At 69.6% G+C, this 21,734-nt stretch carries 18 protein-coding genes; 12 read left to right on the forward strand and 6 right to left on the reverse strand.

Annotated elements, in window-relative coordinates; genetic code table 11:
* Positions 1–1,405 (forward strand): ATP-binding protein (locus HR086_RS28460; protein WP_174467194.1); only part of this gene is annotated, 1,405 nt, incomplete at its 5' end.
* Here the strand turns inward: HR086_RS28460 and HR086_RS28465 are convergent.
* Positions 1,383–2,825, reverse strand: a complete 1,443-nt coding sequence (locus tag HR086_RS28465; RefSeq protein ID WP_174467195.1) for an aminotransferase class I/II-fold pyridoxal phosphate-dependent enzyme — start codon at positions 2,823–2,825, stop codon at positions 1,383–1,385. The genes HR086_RS28460 and HR086_RS28465 overlap by 23 nt on opposite strands.
* 395 nt (positions 2,826–3,220) lie before the next feature.
* Here HR086_RS28465 and HR086_RS28470 point away from each other — a divergent pair, with 395 nt between their 5' ends.
* On the forward strand, positions 3,221–3,460 hold the full coding sequence (locus tag HR086_RS28470; RefSeq protein WP_254624968.1) for a SelT/SelW/SelH family protein: 240 nt from the start codon (positions 3,221–3,223) through the stop codon (positions 3,458–3,460).
* A 51-nt stretch (positions 3,461–3,511) separates the two neighbouring features.
* Here the strand turns inward: HR086_RS28470 and HR086_RS28475 are convergent, their stop codons facing one another.
* Together HR086_RS28475 and HR086_RS28480 are read right to left on the reverse strand one after the other, a co-directional pair.
* Entirely contained in the window at positions 3,512–5,182 is a 1,671-nt protein-coding gene (locus tag HR086_RS28475; protein ID WP_174454053.1) for a DUF1501 domain-containing protein, read from the reverse strand.
* A gap of 22 nt (positions 5,183–5,204) precedes the next feature.
* On the reverse strand, positions 5,205–7,601 hold the full coding sequence (locus tag HR086_RS28480) for a carbohydrate-binding domain-containing protein (RefSeq protein WP_174467196.1): 2,397 nt from the start codon (positions 7,599–7,601) through the stop codon (positions 5,205–5,207).
* A 205-nt stretch (positions 7,602–7,806) separates the two neighbouring features.
* On the opposite strand from HR086_RS28480, the gene HR086_RS28485 reads away from it, so the two are divergent.
* The 4 genes from HR086_RS28485 (at position 7,807) to HR086_RS28500 (ending at position 11,565) form a co-directional block, all read left to right on the forward strand.
* The gene (locus HR086_RS28485; protein ID WP_174454055.1) at positions 7,807–8,112 is read left to right on the forward strand and encodes a hypothetical protein; all 306 of its coding nucleotides are present in this window, start codon (positions 7,807–7,809) and stop codon (positions 8,110–8,112) included.
* A 64-nt stretch (positions 8,113–8,176) separates the two neighbouring features.
* On the forward strand, positions 8,177–9,001 hold the full coding sequence (locus HR086_RS28490) for a 2,3,4,5-tetrahydropyridine-2,6-dicarboxylate N-succinyltransferase (protein WP_174454056.1): 825 nt from the start codon (positions 8,177–8,179) through the stop codon (positions 8,999–9,001).
* A 62-nt stretch (positions 9,002–9,063) separates the two neighbouring features.
* On the forward strand, positions 9,064–9,699 hold the full coding sequence (locus HR086_RS28495; protein ID WP_174454366.1) for a cupin domain-containing protein: 636 nt from the start codon (positions 9,064–9,066) through the stop codon (positions 9,697–9,699).
* A gap of 108 nt (positions 9,700–9,807) precedes the next feature.
* Positions 9,808–11,565, forward strand: coding sequence for a hypothetical protein (locus HR086_RS28500; RefSeq protein ID WP_174467197.1), 1,758 nt, complete (start codon positions 9,808–9,810; stop codon positions 11,563–11,565).
* Positions 11,566–11,631: 66 nt separating this feature from the next.
* Here HR086_RS28500 and HR086_RS28505 read toward each other — a convergent pair whose 3' ends face one another.
* Entirely contained in the window at positions 11,632–13,362 is a 1,731-nt protein-coding gene (locus HR086_RS28505) for an ankyrin repeat domain-containing protein (protein ID WP_174467198.1), read from the reverse strand.
* Positions 13,363–13,605: 243 nt separating this feature from the next.
* On the opposite strand from HR086_RS28505, the gene dapE reads away from it, so the two are divergent.
* The 4 genes from dapE (at position 13,606) to HR086_RS28525 (ending at position 17,711) form a co-directional block, all read left to right on the forward strand.
* Positions 13,606–14,688, forward strand: a complete 1,083-nt coding sequence (gene dapE, locus HR086_RS28510; protein ID WP_141641333.1) for a succinyl-diaminopimelate desuccinylase — start codon at positions 13,606–13,608, stop codon at positions 14,686–14,688.
* 270 nt (positions 14,689–14,958) lie between these two features.
* Positions 14,959–15,711: a hypothetical protein gene (locus HR086_RS28515; protein WP_174467199.1), complete on the forward strand. Its 753-nt coding sequence runs from the start codon at positions 14,959–14,961 to the stop codon at positions 15,709–15,711.
* A gap of 81 nt (positions 15,712–15,792) precedes the next feature.
* Entirely contained in the window at positions 15,793–16,944 is a 1,152-nt protein-coding gene (locus HR086_RS28520; protein ID WP_371817211.1) for a sensor histidine kinase, read from the forward strand.
* On the forward strand, positions 16,941–17,711 hold the full coding sequence (locus tag HR086_RS28525) for a LytTR family DNA-binding domain-containing protein (protein ID WP_141641330.1): 771 nt from the start codon (positions 16,941–16,943) through the stop codon (positions 17,709–17,711). Before HR086_RS28520 ends, HR086_RS28525 begins: the two co-directional genes overlap by 4 nt.
* A gap of 34 nt (positions 17,712–17,745) precedes the next feature.
* Here HR086_RS28525 and HR086_RS28530 read toward each other — a convergent pair whose 3' ends face one another.
* Positions 17,746–18,156: a hypothetical protein gene (locus tag HR086_RS28530; RefSeq protein ID WP_174454060.1), complete on the reverse strand. Its 411-nt coding sequence runs from the start codon at positions 18,154–18,156 to the stop codon at positions 17,746–17,748.
* Positions 18,157–18,341: 185 nt separating this feature from the next.
* Here HR086_RS28530 and HR086_RS28535 point away from each other — a divergent pair, with 185 nt between their 5' ends.
* Entirely contained in the window at positions 18,342–19,496 is a 1,155-nt protein-coding gene (locus tag HR086_RS28535; protein WP_174467200.1) for a hypothetical protein, read from the forward strand.
* A gap of 128 nt (positions 19,497–19,624) precedes the next feature.
* A complete protein-coding gene (locus HR086_RS28540) occupies positions 19,625–20,044 on the forward strand; it encodes a cell envelope biogenesis protein TolA (protein WP_141641327.1) in 420 nt (139 codons plus the stop codon).
* Between the two features lie 121 nt (positions 20,045–20,165).
* Here the strand turns inward: HR086_RS28540 and HR086_RS28545 are convergent.
* On the reverse strand, positions 20,166–21,734 hold a 1,569-nt coding region (locus tag HR086_RS28545), incomplete at its 5' end, for a hypothetical protein (RefSeq protein ID WP_254626505.1).

The raw sequence follows: 21,734 nt of genomic DNA on the forward strand, positions 1-21,734 counted from the left end.
GGCCATTGCCCGGGACTTCGTGGTGCTGCACGAGGGGCGCGTCTGGGTGGAGGACCGGCCGGGGGGCGGCGCCCGCTTCGTGGTGGAGCTGCCGCTGATGGCGCCCTCGGGCGCGAAGCTGTCGGCGCGTCCGGAGGTGGAGGCGCGGGTGGAGCATCACGCGGCGGCGCGCGCGGAGCTGGACCTGCTGCGACCTGAGGCGCGGGAGGTGGTGGCATCGACGCGCGCGGAGGACTCGAGCCGCCCGCGCGTGCTGGTGGTGGAGGACACGCGGGAGATGCGCCGCTTCGTGGTGGAGACCCTGTCGAAGGACTTCCAGGTGGCCACCGCGGTGGACGGCGTGGACGGGCTGGTCCAGGCGGAGCGGATGCAACCGGACGTCATCGTCAGTGACTTGATGATGCCTCGCATGGGGGGAGACCAGCTGGTGCGCGCGGTGCGCTCGCGTCCCGGAATCGAGTCCACGCCCATCCTCCTGCTCACCGCGCGCGCGGATGATGCGCTGCGGGTGGACCTGCTGCGCTCGGGGGCGCAGGACTACGTGGTGAAGCCCTTCGTCTCCGAGGAGCTGGTGGCGCGGGTGACGAACCTGGCGGTGGTGAAGCGCACGCGCGAGGTGCTGCAGGGCCTGTTGGCCGCGCGCTCGGTGGACCTGGAGGCGATGGCGCGCGAGCTGGGCATGCGCAAGCGGCAGTTGGAGGTGGCGCTGGAGACCACCGAGCGCGCCAGCACGTCGCGCAGCACGCTGCTCCAACTGGTGTCGCACGAGTTGCGCACGCCGCTGTCGGTGCTCCAGCTCACCCAACATGCGCTCCAGCGGGAGCTGGGAGGGATGCCGCCCCGCGCGCTGGACATGTTCGACCGGATGCACCGCTCCACCGTGCGCCTGCGGGACATGGTGGAGATGGTGCTTCAGTACAACCAGCTGGAAGAGGGCCGGCTGGTGGTGCGGCGTCAGGCGGTGGACCTGGGCGAGGTGGTGGAGGAGGTGGTGGAGGAGGCGCGCGCGGAGGCCCGCCGCAAGGGCCTGGCGCTGGAGCTGGAGCGGCCGCCCGGCAAGGCGGTGGCGCGCACGGACCCGCGCATCGTCCAGATGGTGCTGCTCAACCTGGTGACGAACGCGGTGAAGTACACCGAGCAGGGCGGCGTGTCGGTGGCGGTGGAGGAGCGCCCCCAGGGCTGGCGCCTGCGGGTGCGAGACACCGGCCCGGGCATCCCTCGCGCCGCGCAGTCGCGCGTGTTCGAGCCCTTCGAGCACCTGGAGCCCCTGGAGAACAAGTCCAAGCCGGGGGTGGGCCTGGGGCTGACGCTGGTGCGGGAGATGGTGTCGGTGCTGGGCGGCGTCGTCTCGGTGGCCTCCGAGCCCGGCGTCGGCAGCGAGTTCACCGTCGAGCTGCCGTCCTGAGCGCCTCCATCAGCGCGTCCAGGTCCGCGTCGGTGGTGAGGGGGTTGATGAGGGTGACGCGCAGGTACACGCCCGTGGGCAGCTTCGTCTGCACCAGGTAGAAGTCCCCGCGTGTCACCAGTCGCTCGCGCAGCCGGGCCTGGAGGGCGTCCCACTCCTCGGGCGGGACGTGCGCGGGCGTGTGGCGGAAGCAGACGATGTTGCAGTCGGGGGACACCGGCACATCGAAGTCGGGGGCGGCGGAAAGGCGCTCGGCGAAGCGACGGGCCAGGGTGTACGACTCCGTCACCGCGTCCGCGAAGAGGCGCGTGCCCAGCACGCGGAGGCAGGTGTAGAGCTTGAGCGCCATCATCTCCTTGGTGCACTCCATCGTCCGCAGGCCCACGTCGCTCCAGGGCCGCTCGGTGTTGCCGAAGAGGTAGCTGGCCTCCTGGGCGAAGGACTCGAAGGAGCGCGCGCCGTCGCGGAAGAGGACGGCCGTCACCAGCGCGGGCATCAACAGGCCCTTGTGCGCGTCCCAGACGACGGAGTCCGCGCGGTCGATGCCGCGCGTCTGGTGGCGGTACTCGGAGCTGAGCACGGCGGCGGCACCATGCGCGGCGTCCACGTGGAACCACAGGCCGTGGCGCTCGCAGAAGTCGGCCACGGGCTCCAGCGGGTCGAACGCGCCGGTGGCGGTGGAGCCGGCGCTGGCGACGACGGCGATGACCTTGCGCCCCGCGCGAGTGGCCGACTCCAGCGCGGGCCCCAGGGCTTCCGGGCGCAGGCGGAAGCGGCTGTCGACGGGGACGGGCACCACGCCGCCCGAGCCCCAGCCCATGACCCGCGTGGCGCGCGACACGCAGTAGTGCGCGGTCGTCGGCACCAGCACGGCGAGCGGAGGCCCCGCGTGCGCGCCGTCGTTCCAGGCGTCGTAGCCGGCCCGGGCCTGCCGCGCGGCGAGCAGCGCGGTGAGGTTGCCGAGCGAGCCGCCCGAGGTCAGCACGCCGTCCGTGGACTCCGGCATCCCCAGGCGCGCCGCCATCCACCGCAGCACGTTGCGCTCCATGGCGGTGGAGACCGGACCCATCTCGTACACGGCCATGCCGTTGTTGAGCAGGGAGGAGACGGCGTCGCACAGCGCGGCCAGCGGCACGGGGGCTGTCACCTGATGGCCCACGTAGCGCGGGTGGTGCAGGTGGTTGGAACCGGAGAGCACGCTCGCCATCAGCTCCGCGAAGTCTCCCGTGGGCTCCTCCGGGAAGGAGGCGGCGAAGCGGTCCACGTTCACCGCCGGAGCCGCCCAGGGCAACACGGGCAGGCCCTCGCCGCGCTCGGCCTGTCGCAGATAGTCCGCCAGCGTGTCCACCAACTGGCGACCCTCGCGACGGAAGGCCTCGGTGTCATAGGCGGCGGCGATGCGCTCACGAAAGTCGGTCATGGCGGACCGGGAACCTAACCTCGATGGATGGCGACGTCCTCGGGTACGAGCGCGGAGCCCCAAGTCCCGCTCACCGATGAACGACCCGAGAGGCCGGGATGAGGGCAGGCTCCTCCGGGCCGCGCGCACGTCTTGCGCGGACAGGAGGCGCGGGCCGGCGAGACGACGGCTCCCCGAGCTCGCGCCCGTCCCCGGTCGGGGCAGGCAGGCGGGAGGGCGCCTCGGAGGCTCGCGCAGGTCTCGAGCGGACGGGTGTCGCGAGCAGGTGGGACGAAGGGCCCCCGGGCCTCGCGCGTCCCCGGTCGAGGCAGGCAAGCAGGCTGGCTCGCGCGCTTGAAACGCATTATCTCCAGGACGTGCGCACGAGTCGATGCGCCCACGCGAGGAGACGCACCATGGCGGACGCGAAGTCGGTCTCGATTACCTACTGTAATTCCTGAGGCTACAAGCCTCGGGCCGCCCGTGCGGCGGCCGTGCTGAAGGACGAACTGGATGTGGAGACGGAGCTGAAGCCAGGCCCGTCGGGCAGCTACGAGGTCAGGGTGGGTGACAAGGTCGTCATCCGAAAGGACTCGCTGGCCTTCCCCACGGACCAGGAGGTGGTCGACGCGGTGGCGCGCGCCCTGGACGGATGACCCTCGCGCGCGAGGCGACCCGGAGGAGCACTCCAGGTCGCCTTCGTCGACTCAGCGCTTGATGAACTTCATCGCTGGCCTGTCGTTCTTGCCCTTGCCCGCGGCCTTCAGCGCCACGGGGTCCAGGCCGGACAGGTGCAACGCCGTCGCGTACAGGTGGCCCGCGTCGGAGATGAAGCTGTTGGCGCTCTTGGTCCGCCCCGTCATCAGCAGGCCCGTGTCCGGGTTGAAGGCCGGGTCCAAGGTGCCATCCGGCATCATGGGAATGCCGTCCAGTGAGACGCTGCCCACGCGGCCGTACTGCGTGTTGCCGCGCACGGTGCCGCCGAGGAAGGCCGCGCTGTTCACTCGCCAGTGCTGGCAGCAGTCCTGGAGCATGATCTCCTCGTACTTCTGCGCATCCGTCACGTCCGCCTTGGTGAGGATGCCCTCCACGTCGCCCTGAATCGTGCGGCCCATCTCCGAGGCGAGGACGATGGTGGTGAAGTCGTAGTAGCTCTTGCCCGTCGTCCCGTACTGCGTCGACTTGAGCTTGGCCACCAGCGTCTTGAGCGGGTTCCAGAGGTGCTTGCGCATGGTGTCGCGCTGCTCCGTCTGGCCCTTGTTGTTCATGATGGAGCGCCGGTCCCGGTGCGTGTCGAACTGGCGCAGGCCCCGGTTCTCGATGAAGAAGCCGATGGACAGCCCCTTCGTCATCAGCTCGTACGTCATCAACGCCTGCACGTTGGTGTTGGGCGTCTCCTTGGTGCGAGCGGGGTTGCCGTTGATGGACGAGGAGTCGGTGGCCTCGTCCGCGGCGGTGATGCCGAACTCGGCGCGCAGCGTGGTGTCGGTGAACAGCGTGCGCGGGTCCAGGTTGATGCTGCCGCCCGCCGTCAGCGCGCGGTGAATCTGGAGCGCGGAGGAGAAGGCGCGCACCGACTCGCTGTTCTTCTCCGCCAGGAAGCTGGCCTGCAGGTTGTCGGTGAACTGGCGGATGCGCGCGTCGCGCTGGCCCTGCGCCACGTTGCCCAGCGAGGACAGCCTGTCTCGCATCGCGCCCGGCGTCTTGCCGTAGAGCGTGTGGGCATGCACCGGGCCCAGCTTCTCGTAGTAGCCGGTGCCCTCCGGGTAGGACGGAATGGACAGCTCACCGTCCGACAGCCAGCGATGCCACGAGACGTGGGGCAAGAGGTAGCCGGTGCCGTAGGCCTCGCAGAACGCCTGCATCACCGTGCGCTCGTCCGCGTTGCGCTTGCCGGACAGCGAGGCGCTGTACTTGCCGTAGTGGTACTCCCACCGGCCGCCGGAGTGGAAGGTGTTGCCGTTGTGGCTGGACACCACCGCCAGGTCCGGGAACAGGTCCAGGCCGTCCTGCGCCAGGTAGCCGTACTGGATGTTGCCCTGCATCCTGGGCGGGTCCGACGGCGTGGTGCCGTAGTTCTTCGGGCGGTAGCGGTGCTGCGTCCAGGAGGGCGTGGGGCGCAGCTCTCCGGCCGGGACGACGCGGATGGCGTCATTGGGCGTGTGGACGGGGTTGAACATCGAGTACCCGTCCCAGCCTCCCTCCTGGAACCAGTAGATGAGGAAGTGCGGGTCGTCGGCCTCGGCGGCGGCGGCCTCGGCGAAGCCCAGCTCCTTCTTCGTCCCCGGCACTCCGAAGGAGCGGAAGAAGCGGAGCCAGTCCAGGGTGCTGATGGCGGCGCCCGCTGCGGCGCCCGCGAGGAATCGGCGGCGGTTCATGGCGGCGGTCCTTTGGGCGCGGTTACTGGCGCAGGTATTCGGGCGAGGTGGCGATGGTCTTCAGCACGGCCTTCAAGTTGCCGTGCTGCGCCTGGCTGACGTCCCACAGGCGCTTGTAGATGACGCGCTCGTCCTCCTGGTGCCGCATCTCCCGGCCGAAGAAGAGCGCGTACTGGGCGTTGAGCGTGCGGCGCACGAAGGCTTCCTTCTTCACCGCCTGGGTGGCGAAGGCCTCCATGCCCGGGCCCTTGAAGGCGTAGGTGGCCGCCAGGTTCCGGTCCGTGTCGTCCAGCGTGACGCCCTGCTCGTCCGCCGTGCGGTAGTTGCCCTCGTCGTCCCACTTCAGGCGCTGGTGCGCCAGCGGGGTGAGCGTCTGGTGGCACGAGAAGCAGATGCTGCTGGGGTCCACCGTGGAGGAGGCCGTGGCCGCGCCGCGCATGTCGAAGACCTCGGCGGGCACCTCGTACAGCGTGCCCATGAAGTCCGTCATCACTCGCGCCGCGTAGTTGTAGTGCGGCAGGCCCGGCTTGTTCTTGATGAAGCCCTTCATCGTGAGCACGCCCGTCTTGCCGTGCTGCGTGGGCCGCGTCACCTGCTGGAAGGCCGCGTCCACCGAGTAGTCACCGACGAGCAACTCTTGCAGTGGCCGCTCCTGCTCGACGAGGAAGGTCCACAGCCGCGCGGGCTCGTCCGTGTCGGGGGTGCCCTCGCTCTCCGTGCGCACGCGCATGCGGCGGAAGTAGTTGGAGCGGAAGTCCGCCGAGGCCAGGTAGCCGTCCACCATGGCCTCCCACGTCTTCGTGCCGCTCTCCAGCGCGGTGAAGTCCGCGGCGGAAGGCGGGCGTCCCAGCAGGTCCTGCGCCAGCTTCACCAACAGCAGCTTGTCGCGCTCCTTGCCGGAGGCCGCCTCGTAGGAGGGCGGCAGGGTGAAGAGGAAGTCGGGGGCGCGCATCAGGCCCTCGCACAGGCCGCTCCAGGCCTTGGTGGCGTTCGCCTCGATGTCCAGGAGGCCCGTCACCAGCGCATAGCCGTTGGCGCGCTCCTGCGACGTCGCGGCGCGGTACAGCATCCGCCGGTAGATGGTGTCCACCTTGGCCTTCGCCGCGTCCGCGCGCTGCGTGCCGGTGGCCGCCTCCGTGGGGCCGTACACCACGAGCGCGTCCACGTGGAGGTTGCGGTCGCAGACGCCCGTCTCGCCGTAGTCGTTGGTGAAGGCCACCGTGAGGATGTGGTCCCCGCTGGTGACGGCCTGCGTGTGCACGAAGTCCGCGTAGGCCGTGTTGTTCGCGACGGCCCACTCCTTCACCAGCACGCCGTCCACCTTGAGCTGCAGGTTCGGCAGGTCCGGGCCGCACAGGTCACCCTTCGCCTTCACCGTGAAGCGGTAGGTGGCGGAGGCGGGGAAGGCGTACGGCTGGAGCGTGGTGAGGGTGCCGGTGGTGTAGAGGTTCCACCCGGTGCTGCCGGACTTGCCGCCGGTGCTCGCCAGAATCTGCGTGCCGGCGGGGATGGTGGTGCCATCTTTCGCGGCGGCCTCCATCTCGTATGTTTTCGTGGAGGGCGCGGGGATGTCCGTCAGCGGCAGGGCCAGGTCCAGGCCGGAGAAGGGCCCCGTCTTCGCGGTGGCGGCCGTGAGGCACACGTCGCGCGACAAATCATCCAGGCCCAGGAAGAAGTCGGCCGAGGCCACGCGCGCCTCGACGAAGTGGTCCTTGTAGTCCACGCCGCCGAACACGCCCACGTTCTGCGCGAAGCGGTCCTGGCCGCCGCGCACCCAGTCGTCGTTGAAGACGGCCTTCACCTTGCCCTTGAGCTGCTCGTAGCTCAGGAAGGGATTGTCATACGTGGCGACGGACGGGCCGCTGTAGGCCTCCAGCAGCGCGGGAGGGAACTCCTCGTCCGGCGGCGACGACGGCTGGCGCGTCTCCACCGCCGCCAGCTGGCAGGTGAGGCTGGCCACGGCGGCGATCTCCTGCGCGCTCCAGGCCGGCTGGGCCCTGGGCATGCGCGCGCTCTCGTCCGTGGTGACCAGGCGCGACAACATGGAGCCCGACGACGGGGTGAGATAGCCGGCGGCGCGGATGGCGTAGAAGTTCTCCACGCCGTTGAGGCCCACCCGGAAGAGCCGTCCGCTGGTGGGCGCGTGGCAGGAGATACAGCCCGACACCTCCCGCACCAGTGCGGGCTGCACCACCCGGTCGAAGTCGCTGGCGATGCCCGCGAGCGTCACCCCGGCGGGGACGCTCTCCAAATCACACGGCAGCGAGCCGTCCTGCTGGACCGGGGGAGGCGGTGGGTTCGGATTGTCGTAATCCGGCACACCTTGCATGTCGAGCGACGCCTCGCCGAGGCAACCAGCGGCGAACGACGCGAGCACTGCCACTGCGAGGCTCCACGGGCGCGGGGGGGTAGCGCTCATGTTGCCCTCCAGGGGTGAGGGGTGACCCCATGCTGGCACGACCGTGGTGCGATTGACCAGTCGTCAACATGGTGAATTCAGAGAAAACAGGAAGTTATCGACTTCGTTGGGGAAGCAGTTGCCTGCGCTGGCAAGGAAACAGGCGAGTGCGGAGTGCTCCCGGGTAGGCGGAGGAAGGTGCAGGTTGGTGGAAGGAGGTGGACGGATGGCCTGGCCCGACATGGCGTCGCCCTACGAGCGGCGCTCCATCATCCGAGGCATGCGCGTGCGCGACGAGGAGGGGACGTTCCTGGGGTACGTGGCCCTGCTGAGTGGCGTGCACATCTACGTGAGGCCCTGGCCGTTCAGCCGGCGGTGGGGGCAGCTGCCGATGTCCCGGGTTCGGCATGTGACGCCGGGCACGGTGGTGCTGGAGGGGCGGGGGCCCGCGGACGCGGTGACTCCGGAGCTGTACGAGGAGATCACCACGCAGACGCTGCCCCTGGTGGAGCCCGGCGCGGCGCGGACCTGAGCCTCGCGCGGGGCCTGCGGTTGGGTGCGGCGCGGCGCTCCAAATTGTGATTCAAGGAGGCGCCATGCCGCCCATCGACGAGCTTGCCCAGAAGGTCTCCGCCGCGTTCGCGGACCGGACGAAATTGAAGGACCCGGACGTCGTGTCCGCCGTGCGCGAGACGGTGGCGCGGCTGGACGCAGGCGAGCTGCGCGTGGCGGAGAAGGGGGCGGAGGGCTGGAAGGTCCACGCCTGGGTGAAGGAGGCCATCCTCCTGTTCTTCGCGGTGTCGGAGATGAAGGTGATGGAGGTGGGGCCCTTCGAGTTCCACGACAAGGTCCCTCTGAAGAAGGGGTTGGACAAGGCGGGGGTGCGCGTGGTGCCTCCGGGCACGGTGCGCTACGGCGCCTTCGTGGAGCGGGGCGCGGTGGTGATGCCCGGCTACGTCAACATCGGCGCGCGCGTGGGCGCGGGCACCATGGTGGACACCTGGGCCACGGTGGGCAGCTGCGCGCAGGTGGGCAGCGACGTGCACCTGTCCGGTGGCGTGGGCCTGGGGGGCGTATTGGAGCCGCCCACCGCGTCGCCCGTCATCATCGAGGACCGGGCCTTCCTGGGCAGCCGCTGCATCGTCGTGGAGGGCGTGGTGGTGGAGGAGGAGGCGGTGCTGGGCGCCAATGTCGTGCTCACCGCGTCCACGCAAATCATCGACGTCACTGGACCCGAGGAGCGCGTCTACAAGGGCCGCGTCCCCGCGCGCAGCGTGGTGATTCCGGGGATGCGAGAGAAGCAGTTCCCCGCCGGAAAATTCATGGTTCCCTGTGCGCTCATCATCGGCCAGCGGACACAGTCGACGGACAAGAAGACGAGCCTCAACTCGGCCCTGCGCGACTTCGCCGTGCCGGTCTGACCCCAGAAATCCAGAGCGGTTGATACTTCCGTAGAGGGAGTGTGACGGGACGGAATGTGACGATGGAGCACCTCGACGACATCCTGGCTGAGTGGGCCCTCGGCACCCTGGACTCCCCCGCCTGGGAGGCCGCGGAGCGGCACCTGTCGACGTGTTCTCGTTGCCGGGTCGAGGCCGACCGCCTGTCCATGGCTCGCCAGGGACTGTCGATGGCGGTGCCTCCCGTCGAGCCGCCCGCCGCCGTGCTCCAGGCCCTGATGGAGCGCATGGAGGGGCCGCGCCGCTTCGAGCGCTTCGCGGACCGGGTGGCCGCGTTCTTCGACCTGTCGAGGGAGCGGGCGCTGGAGCTGCTGGAGTCCCTGGCGGACCCGTCGCGGTGGATGCCGGGACCGGTGGAGGGCTCGGAGCTGATGCCGGTAGAGGCGGGGCCCGCGCGCGAGGGGATGATGGGCGCGATGCTGCGGCTGAACCCGGGGATTCACTACCCGCTGCACACCCACCACGGCCGCGAGCTGAACCTGGTGCTCGAGGGCGGGCTGCGCGAGGACGGCGGGCACGAGGTGTGGCCGGGCGAGGAGCAGGAGAAGACGGACGGCAGCGCCCACGGCTTCAGCGCGCTGCGGGGGCCCGCGTGTCTGTGCGCGACGCTGCTGGAGGGTGAGATCAGCTTCGAGGAAGAACTCGCCACGCCGGGCTGAGTTGTCATAGCCTTCAAGACATCTGGCGCCCCTACTTCGTCCATGAGCTCCTGATGGCTTGCCATCAGGGGCGGGGCGCCGACTTTTCTTCTCAGGTCGGGAGGGGACATGCCTCGGGTGCTGCGTGAGGTGGTGGGAGCGCTGACGCACGAGGGTGCCGCGGCCTTCGACCTGTCCCAGACGGACCCGCTGACGCACCTGACCTTCACGAAGGGCTCGGCGCTGCTCGAGGAGACCTTCTACCGGACCCAGGTGGAGGAGATTCGGAGCTACGCGGCGGCGCTGCTCGCGGCGGAGCGTCACGAGCGGGGCTTCGGCTGGAAGTTCGCCGCGTACATGCGCGACCCGGTGAAGGGGAAGGGCAATCGCATCCAGGGGAGTGTCGCGCCGGCCATCCTCGCGGCGGCGGACCCTGAGGGCCCTTTCACGGAGGAGTACACGTTCCGTTGTCTGCGACACCGCGCGGACGACGTGGCGTTGTTCCTCACGCACTTCGACCACCTGGGGCTTGGCGAAGTGCCCGAGGCGGCGCGCAAGGGCATGGCTCGGGCGCTCGCGGGCATGGACCTGTATCAATTGCTCAAGTACGCGGGGCGGCGGTTCCCGCTCTCGCGGCGCCGGAAGAACGGTCAGCGCGCGAGCCTGCGGCTGGTGGATGCGATGGGCGTGGCGAAGGCGCACCTGGATGAGCGCACGCTGAAGCTCTACCACTACCTGCACGCGCCCACGCGCGAGCGCACGGCCCTGGCGCAGGGGCTGGAGCTGCTGGAGGCGCGCCGCGCGTTCTTCGGCGGCGAGGCGAGCCTGGAGAACTTCGTGAAGGGGCGGCTCTCCACGGAGCAGGCGCTGTCGTTCATGGGGTCGACGCAGGAGACGTGGCGCCGCGTGCTGGACGTGCCTGGGCTGCTGCCGGACATGGCCTTCAAGGGCTACATCCGCGCGATGTATCAAGCGGGCATCCCGCTGGCCGTGCTGCTGGCGGAGGCGCGCAAGCGTCGCTTCGCGGGGATGTGGCCGCATCAGGTGTACATGGGGTGGTGGGCGGCGATGTGGGGCAAGTCGCGGCAGGACTCCCAGGGGGAGGACTGCTTCCACGCGGACCCGGAGCCGGCCATCGCGCCTGTCTTCGAGGTCATCCTGGAGAAGGTGTGCGAGGGCTTGTTGCCGAAGGGCAAGAGCCTGGGCATCGCGGATATCTCCGGCTCCATGTTCGCCACGAAGCTGGGCGGGGCGAAGAGCTCCGCGCACGTGGGGGACGTGGCGGTGGTGCTGGCCGCGGTGATGGCGCGCGAGCTGGGGTACGCGGCGACGTTCTCCGACGACATCTTCGTGGAGGACCTCGCACCACGGCAGGGTGTGCTCGAGCTGTCCAGCAGACTGCGCAGCGGGCAGGGGTGGGGCAGCACGCAGGTGGTGAACTCGGTGATGAACCTCATCGCCCTCCTGTTGAAGAATCCCTCGCGGCCGAGGCCCCGCACGCTCTACTTCTTCTCCGACATGCAGTTCCATCCGCCGGAGGTCCAGACAGTGGAGCCGGGTCTGGTGGAGTCGCTGCGAAAGAGGGGCATCGAGTTCGACGCGAGCGTGCCGCCGCTCCAGGCCGTGCTCCAGGCGTGGCACCACGTGCTGGGTCCGGTGGACGTGGTGCTGTGGAACCTGGGGGCCTACGAGAACGCGCCGCTGCCCTCGCGGGTGCCCAACGTGTTGATGCTCGCGGGCTTCGACGCCAACTCGTTCCGCCACGTGTCCGCCTGGCAGGCGTCAGGCAGCCCGGCGCTTCCGGCGAAGGCCCAGGCGGTGACTCCCGCCGACGCGGGGGGCGCGAAGAACCCCGGCGTGGAGCTCGACTTCATCCGGACGTTCTGACCCAGGAGTGCCCTGGAGCCGCGGCGGACGCGGGAGGAAAGCTCCCGCGCCTGCTGTGCGGAACTCCTACTTCTTCGCCTTGCGGAAGACGGGCAGCCCCTTGCTGATTCGGTCGAAGAGCGCCCCTTTGTCGAGCCGAGGCTTCTCTTCCTCGTCGTCGTCGTCCGCTTCGTCGTCGTCGGAGTCCTCGTCGTCGTCCGAAGTCTCGTCGTCGGAGTCCTCGTCGTCGTCCGAAGTCTCTTCGTCGTCGTCGGAGTCCTCGTCGTCGTCCGCTTCGTCGTCGTCGGAGTCCTCGTCGTCGTCCGCTTCGTCGTCGTCGTCCGCTTCGTCGTCGTCCGCTTCGTCATCGTCGGAGTCCACGTCGTCGAGGTCCTCGACTTCAGAGTCCTCCTCGTCCAGTTCCTCCTCGTCCTCCGACTCCTCTTCCTCGGGCTTGTCCGTCTCGCCCTCGAACACCTGGTCGACGAAGATGGCTCGGAGGTCGTCGGCCACGCCATCACCGTAGCCCTGGGCGTAGGTGTCGATGTCGAAGTGGTGCTCGGCCTCGACGGTGGCATCGACGGCGTGTTCATCCTCGATGACGACCTTGGCCCGGATGGTGTCCGCGCTCAGGATGTGGTCGTTGTAGTAGCCGAGCACCACGTCCCGCGCCTCGATGTCGCCCCCGACGCTGAACTCTCCATCCGTGTAGAGCGCGTGGCACTTCAGGTCGCCCAGGATGTTCACGAGCGAGTCATTCCCGGCATCCCGCACCACGCCGTGCACGATGACATCCCCCGTCACCGCGAACGGCTTCTGGATTTCCAGGTCGCCGTCCACCTCCAGGTCGCCGTGGTGGAAGAAGACGCGCTTCAGCGTCAGCGGGCCCTTCAGCCGGACCGTCCGCTCCTCCACGCCGAGCACATCACTCACGGCCTCCAGCTTGTCCAACGCATCGCTTGGGTCCCCGAAGCTGTGCAGCCCCGTGGCCAGCTCCTGCGCCGAACTCACCGCGTGCTTGAAGGAGAGTTTCTTGCCCTCCAGGGCCTTCGTCAGCGCGGCCTCGTCGATGGGGAAGGGCGCGAACGGGTCCGTGGGGTCGTGCTGGATGGGAACGCTCGCCTTGCCTCCGGCGGCCTCCAGCGCGTTGATGGCCGCGACGAAGCCCGGCGTGCGCTTGTTGTGGGCCACCCACACCTCCTCCTTGGTGCGCAGCCCCACGCCCAGCGGCGTGCGCCCCAACCCGTCGATGGCATTCACGTCGGCGCCACGCTCGAGCAGCAGCTTCACGAGCTCCGGCTTGCCCACGCCCATCGCGCGGTGAAGCGGCGTCTGTCCCGAATCGTCCCGCACGTTGACGGTCGCGCCCGCGTCCAGGACCTCCCGGTAGAGCGCCTCGGTCGACAGTCTGAACGCGCCGCCGCTCCTGTCCGTCACCTCCGAGGGCACCTTGCCGCCCGCGGCGCGCAGCACCCGGATGATCTCCAGCGCCCGGTCCTCGCTGTCCTTGTCCGGCTCGTAGCTGACGGCGTGTATCAACGGCGTCTGCTGATGGGCGTCGCGCGCGTTCACGTCCGCGCCCGCCTCGATGAGCGCTCGCACCACGTCGACGCTGGGGAGCGGGTCGCCCTTCGTGTAGGGCGCCTGCACGGCGAGGTGCAGCGCCGTCAGGCCGTACTTGTTGCCGGCATTCACGTCAGCGCCTTCGGCCACGGCCTTCTTCACGGCCTCCGAGGTCAGCTCGTTCTTCCAGCGGGCCTTGGCCTCGCAGAGCGAGAGCAGCGCCTGGGTCGCGTCACTGTTCGACTTGGCCGACATTTCATCCTCGGAGGTGGAAAGCGGCGCGAGTGTCAGTGAACGCCCGAGCACTGTCACTCGTAATCCCGGAAGGGGTTCGTCGGGCATCCTCTTCACTCGCGGCATGCCTGGGGCCGTCTGTCAGCGGGTTTTCCAGTAATCGATAATTTCAGGGCCTGACTCGCCTGCCTGGTGGCCCCGATTGTCGTCGGGGTGGAGGGAGATCAGCGGGCGAGGTGGGGGTGGCGCTATGGTGGGAGGCGCATGTCCTCTCAAGACCTCGCTACGAGGCTCGCCCGCACGACGCTCGAGCTGTGCCGCATCTCCAGCCCCATCACCCACGAAGGCCCCATCGCCGACTTCGTCGAGCGCTGGGCGCTCCAGCACTTCCCCGCGAGGGAAGTCTTCCGGGTAGGGCACACGTTGCTGCTCGGTCGCCTGGACGACCCACGACCCACGGTGGCGCTCATCGGCCACCTGGACACCGTGCCCGCGCACCCCAGTGACGTGGGGCGGGAGCCTCGCATCGAGGGTGAGCGCATCTTCGGCCTGGGCGCTTCGGACATGAAGGGCGGGCTCGCGGTGATGATGGCGCTGGCGGAGGACCTGCGCCGCGACACGTTGCCCGTGAATCTCGCGTTCCTCTTCTATGAGCGCGAGGAGGGCGCCTACGCGGAGAGTGGCCTCATCCCCCTCTTCGCGAAGCGTCCGGACCTGGCGGGCGTGAAGTTCGGCATCGCCATGGAGCCCACCGACAGCGAGGTGCAGGTGGGCTGCGTCGGCTCCATGCAGGTGACGGTGCGCTTCACCGGACGCAGCGCGCACTCGGCGCGGCCGTGGCAGGGGGAGAACGCCATCCACAAGGCGGGGCCGTTCCTCACGGAGCTGCTGGCCCGTCAGCGCGTGGAGGTGGATGTGGATGGCTTCCGCTTCTACGAGGTCATCAACGCCACGCTCGCCAAGGGCGGCCGCGCGCGGAACGTCATCCCGGAGGCGTTCGAGCTGAACCTCAACTACCGCTTCGCGCCGGGCAAGAGCATCGAGCAGGCGAAGGCGGACGTGCATGCGCTCGTCGCGGGCCGCGCGGAGGTGGACATCACCGACGCCTCGCCCAGCGGGCCCGTCGTCGCTGGCAACCCCTTGTTCCAGAAGCTGCTCGCCATCACCGGGCTGCCCGCCGCGTCCAAGCAGGCGTGGACGGACGTGGCCCGCTTCGGCGAGTGGGGCGTGGACGCCATCAACTACGGCCCCGGTGAGACGGCGCAGGCGCATCAGGCCAACGAGAGCGCGCCCATCGCTCCCCTGGCCGTGGCGTACGAGAAGCTGGCCGCGTTCCTCAAGGGCTGAGGGACGGACTCCGCGAGGGGCGCGGGAGGACTCGAGTCCACCGCGCCCTCTTGAGGGCTCTTCCCGAGGGTCGATGATGTCGTTTTGAACCCTCCCGGTGTCTGAAGGTTCATCACGTCGCATCCATCATGAAGCAGTGGTCTCGGTTCCTTGGCGCAGGGTGTTTTCCGAGCGAGGACGGCTTTACGGGAGACACCGTGACTGTCTAGGTTCCCTGTGAAAAATCCAGCGAGACGAGCCTCGTTATCGCTGGCTCATCAAGGATGCACGGTGAACCTCTTCCTCGCGCGTTTCACTCTTGGCTGTCTGTTGTTGGCTCCCCTTCTCGCGTGCGATTCCAGCGCGGAGGATGACACCCCGGGGGGCGGCGACTCGGCCGTGACGGGTGTCTGGAATCGCTTTGGCAGCGAGTTTGGCTATCACACGGATGTGGCCTACGGCGGCATCGCGGGGCAGTCCTCGGACCGGGTGTACATGTGTGAGCTGCCCGGCTCGCCCTCGGCGGGGCTCTACAAGGGGCGGCTCATCAGCCCTCGGATGATTCGCTGGGACTCCGAGCACAACCTGCCCGACTACGAGGTCGTATTCGAGGACCAGACGATGCGCTTCCGGCCGCAGAACGGCAGCAACACGTTCCTGGGCCAGTATCAGAAGGGGAGCTGGACGGCCGGGGCGTGTGATTTGACGCTGGAGAACGGGCAGCTCGTCGACAACTCGGCCACCGCCTATCTGCGCTTCAACAACAGCGGAGAACTCAAAATCAACAGCGTGACGATTGGCGGCGAAGCCATTCCCATCCACGCGACGGAGACGTGCAGCGTCACCACGCTCATCCCGTCCGGGTCGGGAAACAACGGCACGCTCACCGTGTCCATCAACTACAGCGGCGTAGGGGTGGAAGGGCCTTACCGTCGGACCCAGAACCACACCCTCTACCGCTCGGACTTCAAGCCGGGCTGCAACAAGCTGGAGGCCGAGTTTGCCTGTGGGGCGCTGGCTGTCTGCGTCTACGTGGTGCCGTAGGCCCGCGCGCGGACGTGTCACTCGGGGGCCGTTCGCGCCGCCGCGCGTCCCTTCCTGGGGGCCTGCTAGAGTCAGGCCCTCGTGGTCGGACTGAAAGACATCACCGGGCCGCACCCCGTGTCCTCCGCCGAGGAGGCCCGCACGTTCCGTTCGCGTTGGCTCGGGCCCGCGTTGGTGTTGGCCGGGTACACGGTGCTCGCGCTCATCTACGGTGCGCAGCTCTCCGTCTACAAGGCGTCCATTGGCGCGCCCCCCGTCTTCGGCGAGACGCTGCTCACGGGGGCCATCGTCTGGGGGGGCTGGGCGGCGTTGACGCCGTTCATCCTCGCCGTGGCCCGCCGGGTGCGAGGCACGGGGCGCCCCTGGCCCGTCCAGCTCGCGTTGCACCTGCCCCCCGCGGTCTTCTTCGCCACGGCACACCTGGCGCTCCTGGCGGGGCTGCGTCAACTCCTGCTCCAGCCCGCGGGAGGCGGTGGGGCCGCCGCGTGGACCTACTTCACCTGGCTCCTGTCGAAGACCACGGACTTCGACCTGCTCATCTACCTCTCCGTAGTGGGGCTCGATGCGACCCTGCGCTACGCGCGACAGGTGCGTGAGGAGGCCGTTCGCGCCTCGGGGCTCCAGGCTCAGCTCGCGCAGGCGCAGCTCCACCTCTTGCGCAGCCAGTTGAGGCCCCACTTCCTGTTCAACACCCTGCACGCCATCTCCACCCTCATGCACCGCGACGTGGACGCGGCGGACCGCATGGTGGGCCAGCTCAGTGAGCTGCTGCGCGCCAGCCTGGAGCGCGACGGTCGCCACGAGGTGCCGCTCTCCGAGGAGCTGGACCTGCTCGCGCCCTATCTGGACATCGAACGCACCCGCTTCTCCGACCGGCTCCAGGTGGATGTGGAGGTGGCGCCCGATGTGCACGACGCCCTGGTTCCGCCCCTGGTGCTCCAGCCCCTGGTGGAGAACGCCATCCGTCATGGCATCGCTCCCCGTCGGGGGCCCGGCCGGGTCTGGGTCCGCGTCCAGCGGGCCGGGGACCGACTGTCACTGGAGGTTCGAGACGACGGCGTCGGGCCGCCCGCGGAGGGGCTCTCCGGGCTGAGCGAGGGAATCGGACTGGGTTCGACCCGCGCCCGGTTGGAGCGGCTCTACGGTGTCTCTCAGTCGCTGACGTGCGAGGCCAACGCGCCCCGAGGCTTCGTCGTCTCGCTCTCGCTGCCCTTCCGGAGCGCTCGGGCATGACGGTCCGCACGCTCATCGTCGACGACGAACCCCTGGCCCGGGAGCGCTTGCGCACGCTCCTGGCTTCGGAGCCGGACCTTCATCCGGTGTCCGAGTGTTGCGACGGGCACGAGGCCCTGGAGGTCATGGCCCGCGAGCGGCCCGCGCTCGTCTTCCTGGACGTGGAGATGCCGGAGCGCGACGGATTCGGTGTGCTGGCCGAAGCGGCGCTGACGCCTCCGCCCGTCATCGTCTTCGTGACGGCCTGGCCTCAGCACGCGCTGCGGGCCTTCGATGCCGCCGCGGTGGACTACCTGCTCAAGCCGTTCACGGTGGAGCGCTTCCGGCGCACGCTGGTCCGGGTGCGCGAGCGACTGGCCGCGCCTCCCGGGGACTTGCGTCAGCAGCTCCAGCGCTTGTTCCAGGAGCTGCGCCCGGAGCCCGTGGCCGTGCCCACCGAGCGGCTGGTGGTGAAGACGGGGAGCCGGACGCTGCTCGTCCCAGTGGAGGACCTGGACTGGGTGGAGTCCGCTGGCAACTACGTCACGTTGCATGTCGGCGCGGAGGCGCACCTCTTGCGCGAGACGATGGCGGAGCTGGAGGCGCGGTTGCCGCCGCGTCGGTTCGCTCGGGTCCACCGCTCGGCGCTCGTGAACGTGGAGCGCATCGTCTCGCTGTCGCCCACGCTGTCGGGCGACCACCGGCTGGTGCTGCGCGACGGGCAGGAGCTGACGTTGAGTCGCACGTACCGGGCCCGGCTGGAGCAGGTGCTCGGCCATCCCCTGTGACGTGTGCCTCCCCGCACTCCAAGCTGCTTCGCCTTCAGGCTTCTTCGGGCGAGCTGCTCGACTCCCCGTGAGCCGGGAGCGGCTCTTCCGTGGCGTCGAGAATCGCCAGGGCGAGCGGTTTCGCTTCACGGTTCAGGTTGATGGCGGACACCGCTCGAATGCGCTGGATGGACGCGCGGTCTCCGAGCAGGGCGAGGCTCAGGGCGGCCAGCGCATACTCATGATGTGAGTTCGTCGCGGCGAAGAACCTCTCGTCGAAGACGCGATGCAGCGTGGGGACCCCGCCGCGCTCTCCCGCGAGGGCACCCCTGACCGCGGCCGCGAGCTGCTCGTAGCCACTGGAGGGGTTGCTCTCCTCGGGAGTCGCCGGTTCCCAGTGGGGCACCTGCTCCAGGAGGATGGCGCGAGCGCGCTCGATGAGTCTCTGCTTCTCCTCGGGAGTCATGGCGCTCGGGAGGCTAGACGCACACACGCGCCTGCGCCATCGCCCGTGAGGCGTCGTGACTCGTCCTCGTCCGGCTTCGGCTCGTCCCCCGATTCCGCGTCTCATCCCATCCGTGCCCCACCGGACAGCTCCGTTCTTAGTCTTCCTCGCGCTGGGAGGCCGGTCGCCTCCCCATGGAGGACGTCATGAGGCCTGTCGTGTGTGTGGGATTGGCTGCGCTCGTTACCGCCTGCGCCGCCGGGAAGTCGGCGCGTGGGAGCGGAGACCCCGTCACCCTGGAAGAGGGGCGACGGTTCACGGAGGCGGCCGTCACCGTCATGCAGGCATATGACCTGGAGAGCCGCTTCCAGGAGGCCGCGGCGCTGGGCCGGTTCGCCAGTGAGCGGGCTCGACTCCTGAAGGACCCGGGCGGTGAGGCCCGCCTCCAGGTGGAGTTGGGACGCGTCCTGTCCCGCCAGCTCCGTCATGAGCCTGGGATGGATGCGGCCCAGGTCCTCGACTTGCTGCGTCGAGCACGGAGGCTCGCGGAGGACTCGGGGGATGCGCTCGCGCGGGTCGCCGCGCTCGATGCCGAGGGCATGTTCCACTACTTCGACAAGCTGCTGGCGGGGAAGGGCGAGTGGGCGCCCATCGTCGCCCTCTTCGAGCAGTCACGGGACCTGGCCGAGTCCTCAGGGGACACGCGCGGACACATCGTGGCGCTCTTCCACCTGGGCCTCACCCAGCAGTTCCAGGAGGACTTCGCGGGCGCCAGGTCGACCTTCGAGCACTCCCTGGCGCTCTCCCGCGGCTCGCGAGACGCGTTGATGGAGTCCTACAACCTGCGGCACCTCGCGGGGCTGGCCGAGGACCGGGGGGAGCTTCAGCTGGCCCTGGAGCAGTTCGAGGAGTCGCTGCGCCTGAGGGAGCAGGTGGGCTTTCGCACCGGAGAGCTGTTCGCGCTCGTGACGGTGGCCCAGGTCCGCTCCCGAATCGAGCCCAAGGGCACCTCCGCGCTGGAGCCCGCGAGAAAGGCGCTGGCGCTGGCGCTCGAGCTGAAGGACCCGTCGGGAGAGCGCGAGGCCCGGGCCGTCCTGGGCCGCATCCACCTGCGCCGCGAGGACGCCACCGCCGCGCTTCCCTTCCTGGAGCAGTCCCTCTCCAACGCGGAGTCCCACGAGGACTGGCTCTCGACGGTGGACCTGCTGCTGGATTTGACGCGGGCCCACGCGCTGCGTGGCGAGCGAGCGCGAGTGGAGGAGCGACTGGGACGGGCGCGCGCGGTGGCGACGGACCATGGACTGAAGGCGTCGCTCGCGCAGGTGGAGAAGGTCGAACGCGAGCTGGCTCGCGCACCGTGATGCGTGAAGGCTGACGCGCCATTCGTCCGCTGTCGTTCATCTTCCCGAGGGGATGGCTCTCATCGCGTGCGCATCGGCGTACGCTGTGGTTCGTAATTCACGCGGTTCCCCTTTCTGGAGGAGATGGAATGACTCACGAGACCGTCAATTCGCAAATCACCGATGCCTTGGCGCCCGCGGACCTGGGTGGGACCTCAGACTCGTCGTCCGTGACGCGCAAGTCGCCCGCGCGGCGGCGTCGGGCCACGAAGAAGGCCGCTGGCCGCACCGGTGCTCGTGCGAAGAAGACCACCTCGCGCCGTGCCTCCGCGAAGCGGGGCAGGACCGCCGCGCGCAAGTCGACGACGCGCAAGTCGACGACGCGCAAGACGGCCAAGCGGAAGACGGCCGTCCGGGGCACGCGCAAGGGCGCTGCCCGCAAGGCCACCACGCGCCGGACGGCGGCCGCGGGACGCACCGCGCGCAAGAGCCCGGCCCGTCGCACCACCACCCGTACCACCGCTCGCAAGGGCGCCCGGAAGACCACCCGCCGGACGACGCGCCGCTAGTTCGCGACGCGAAAGCAAGCGGGGACCCCTCGTAAGAGACGGGTCCCCGCTGCCGCGCTCAGCGCTTGAGGTGAGGCCGAGGACCCTTCGAGAAGGTCCCCACGGGCCCTCCCCCCAGCGCTCAGCGCTTCATGCGAAGCAGGAACAAATCACTCCGCGCGGGCGACCGACGGCCCGTGCCGAAGTCGGATTCGCGGTCCGTGTGGCCGAACAGCAGGGCATCGCCGTCCGGGAGCACTTGCACGAAGCGGATGTCCTCCAGCCCATACAGCTCACCTCGGGGGCGGGGCGGGTCGGACAGGTACAGGCGCAACCCGAGCGACGCGCCATCCGGTCCGTAGCGCAGCGCCAGGGGCTGCGCCGAGCCGAGCCCGTCCGGTCCTGACGCGCCATCCACGATGAGCGAGTAGGTGAACCCGGCGACGACGACTCCGCCCGTGGGCTCCACGCCCAGCGCTCCCGCCTGGAGTCCATCCCCCAGGTTGCGGCTCCAGCGCTCCTTGCCCGTGGCATCCGCCGACACGAGGAACGGGCTGGCCCGGTACACATGTCCGTGGAGCTTCGTCGTGCCCCAGGACACCGTGCCCAGGAAGGAGCCCAGCGCCACCACCGTGCCCTGACTGTCCACGCCCACGTCGCTCACGGTGCCGCTGGCCTGGGCGAGCGGCCTTGCCCACACCAGGGCTCCGGTCGCCTGGTACACGGCGACGAACGGGCTGCCGTCCTTCGAGGACTCCGTGCGCTGGGTGCCGAAGCGGGCCGCGCCCAGGTAGCGCCCACCCACCACGAGCCTGTCATTCGCGCCGCGCGCCAGGGTGGTCACCGTCACCCGCGAGTCCGAACCCTCCGCCCGGCCGATGGACAGCGCCTGCTCGGGCTTGCCGTCCAGCGAGTACGTCACCACCACCGCGCCGGAGCCCACCACGCCCCCGCCGAAGTCCGTCGGGCCGGAGGTGTTGAATGCCACCATCGGCCGTCCCTGGGCATCCAGCACCAGGTCCGCCACGGTGGCATCCCTGCCTGGAACGGTGGCGGACCAGAGGACATTGCCCGCCGCGTCCAGGCGGACGAGGAAGGCGCCGTTGCCCAGCTCCAGCGGCTCGAAGTCCACGAGCCCCCGGGCATCCACCGCCACGAAGAGCCCCCCGTCGGGCGCGGGGGCGACGCGTGCATTCACGTCCGCGCGCAGCGACTCGGGCGTCTCCGCCACGCGCACCGCGAAGCTGCGCGTCCACCGCATCTCTCCCGTCGGGATGCGCCGCGCGAGCGTCAGCCGCACCGTGTTGTCCGTGGGCTGACGCTCCTGGAGGTCATCCAGCTCGTACAAGGCCACGGTGAGGATGTCGCCATTCGCATCCACCGCCGCGCCGAGCGCCAGGTCATCCTGCGCGGTGCCCTCGCGCGCCAGCCACAGCGTGCTTCCCGGTGTCGCCGGGGGTGGCGGAGGCGGTGGCTCTATCGGCGGTGGGCCGCCCGCATCCGGAGCGCCCGCGTCCGGAGTCTCCCCGGGAGGAGGCGTCCCCGCGTCATCTTCCTCCGAAGGCGTCTCCTGCGCGGGACAGTCGCTTCGCGACTCGTTCGGACAATCCGGAGGCGTGTCGGCCTCCGCGTCGTCACAACCTGTCAGCAGCCCCGCCCAGCCCACCGCTGTCGCGAACGCGACAGTCCGCAACCATCGCCGCCCCTGGTG

The sequence above is a fragment of the Myxococcus sp. CA039A genome (assembly GCF_013336645.1).
In the GTDB taxonomy this organism is placed as follows: Bacteria; Myxococcota; Myxococcia; order Myxococcales; family Myxococcaceae; genus Myxococcus; species Myxococcus llanfairpwllgwyngyllgogerychwyrndrobwllllantysiliogogogochensis.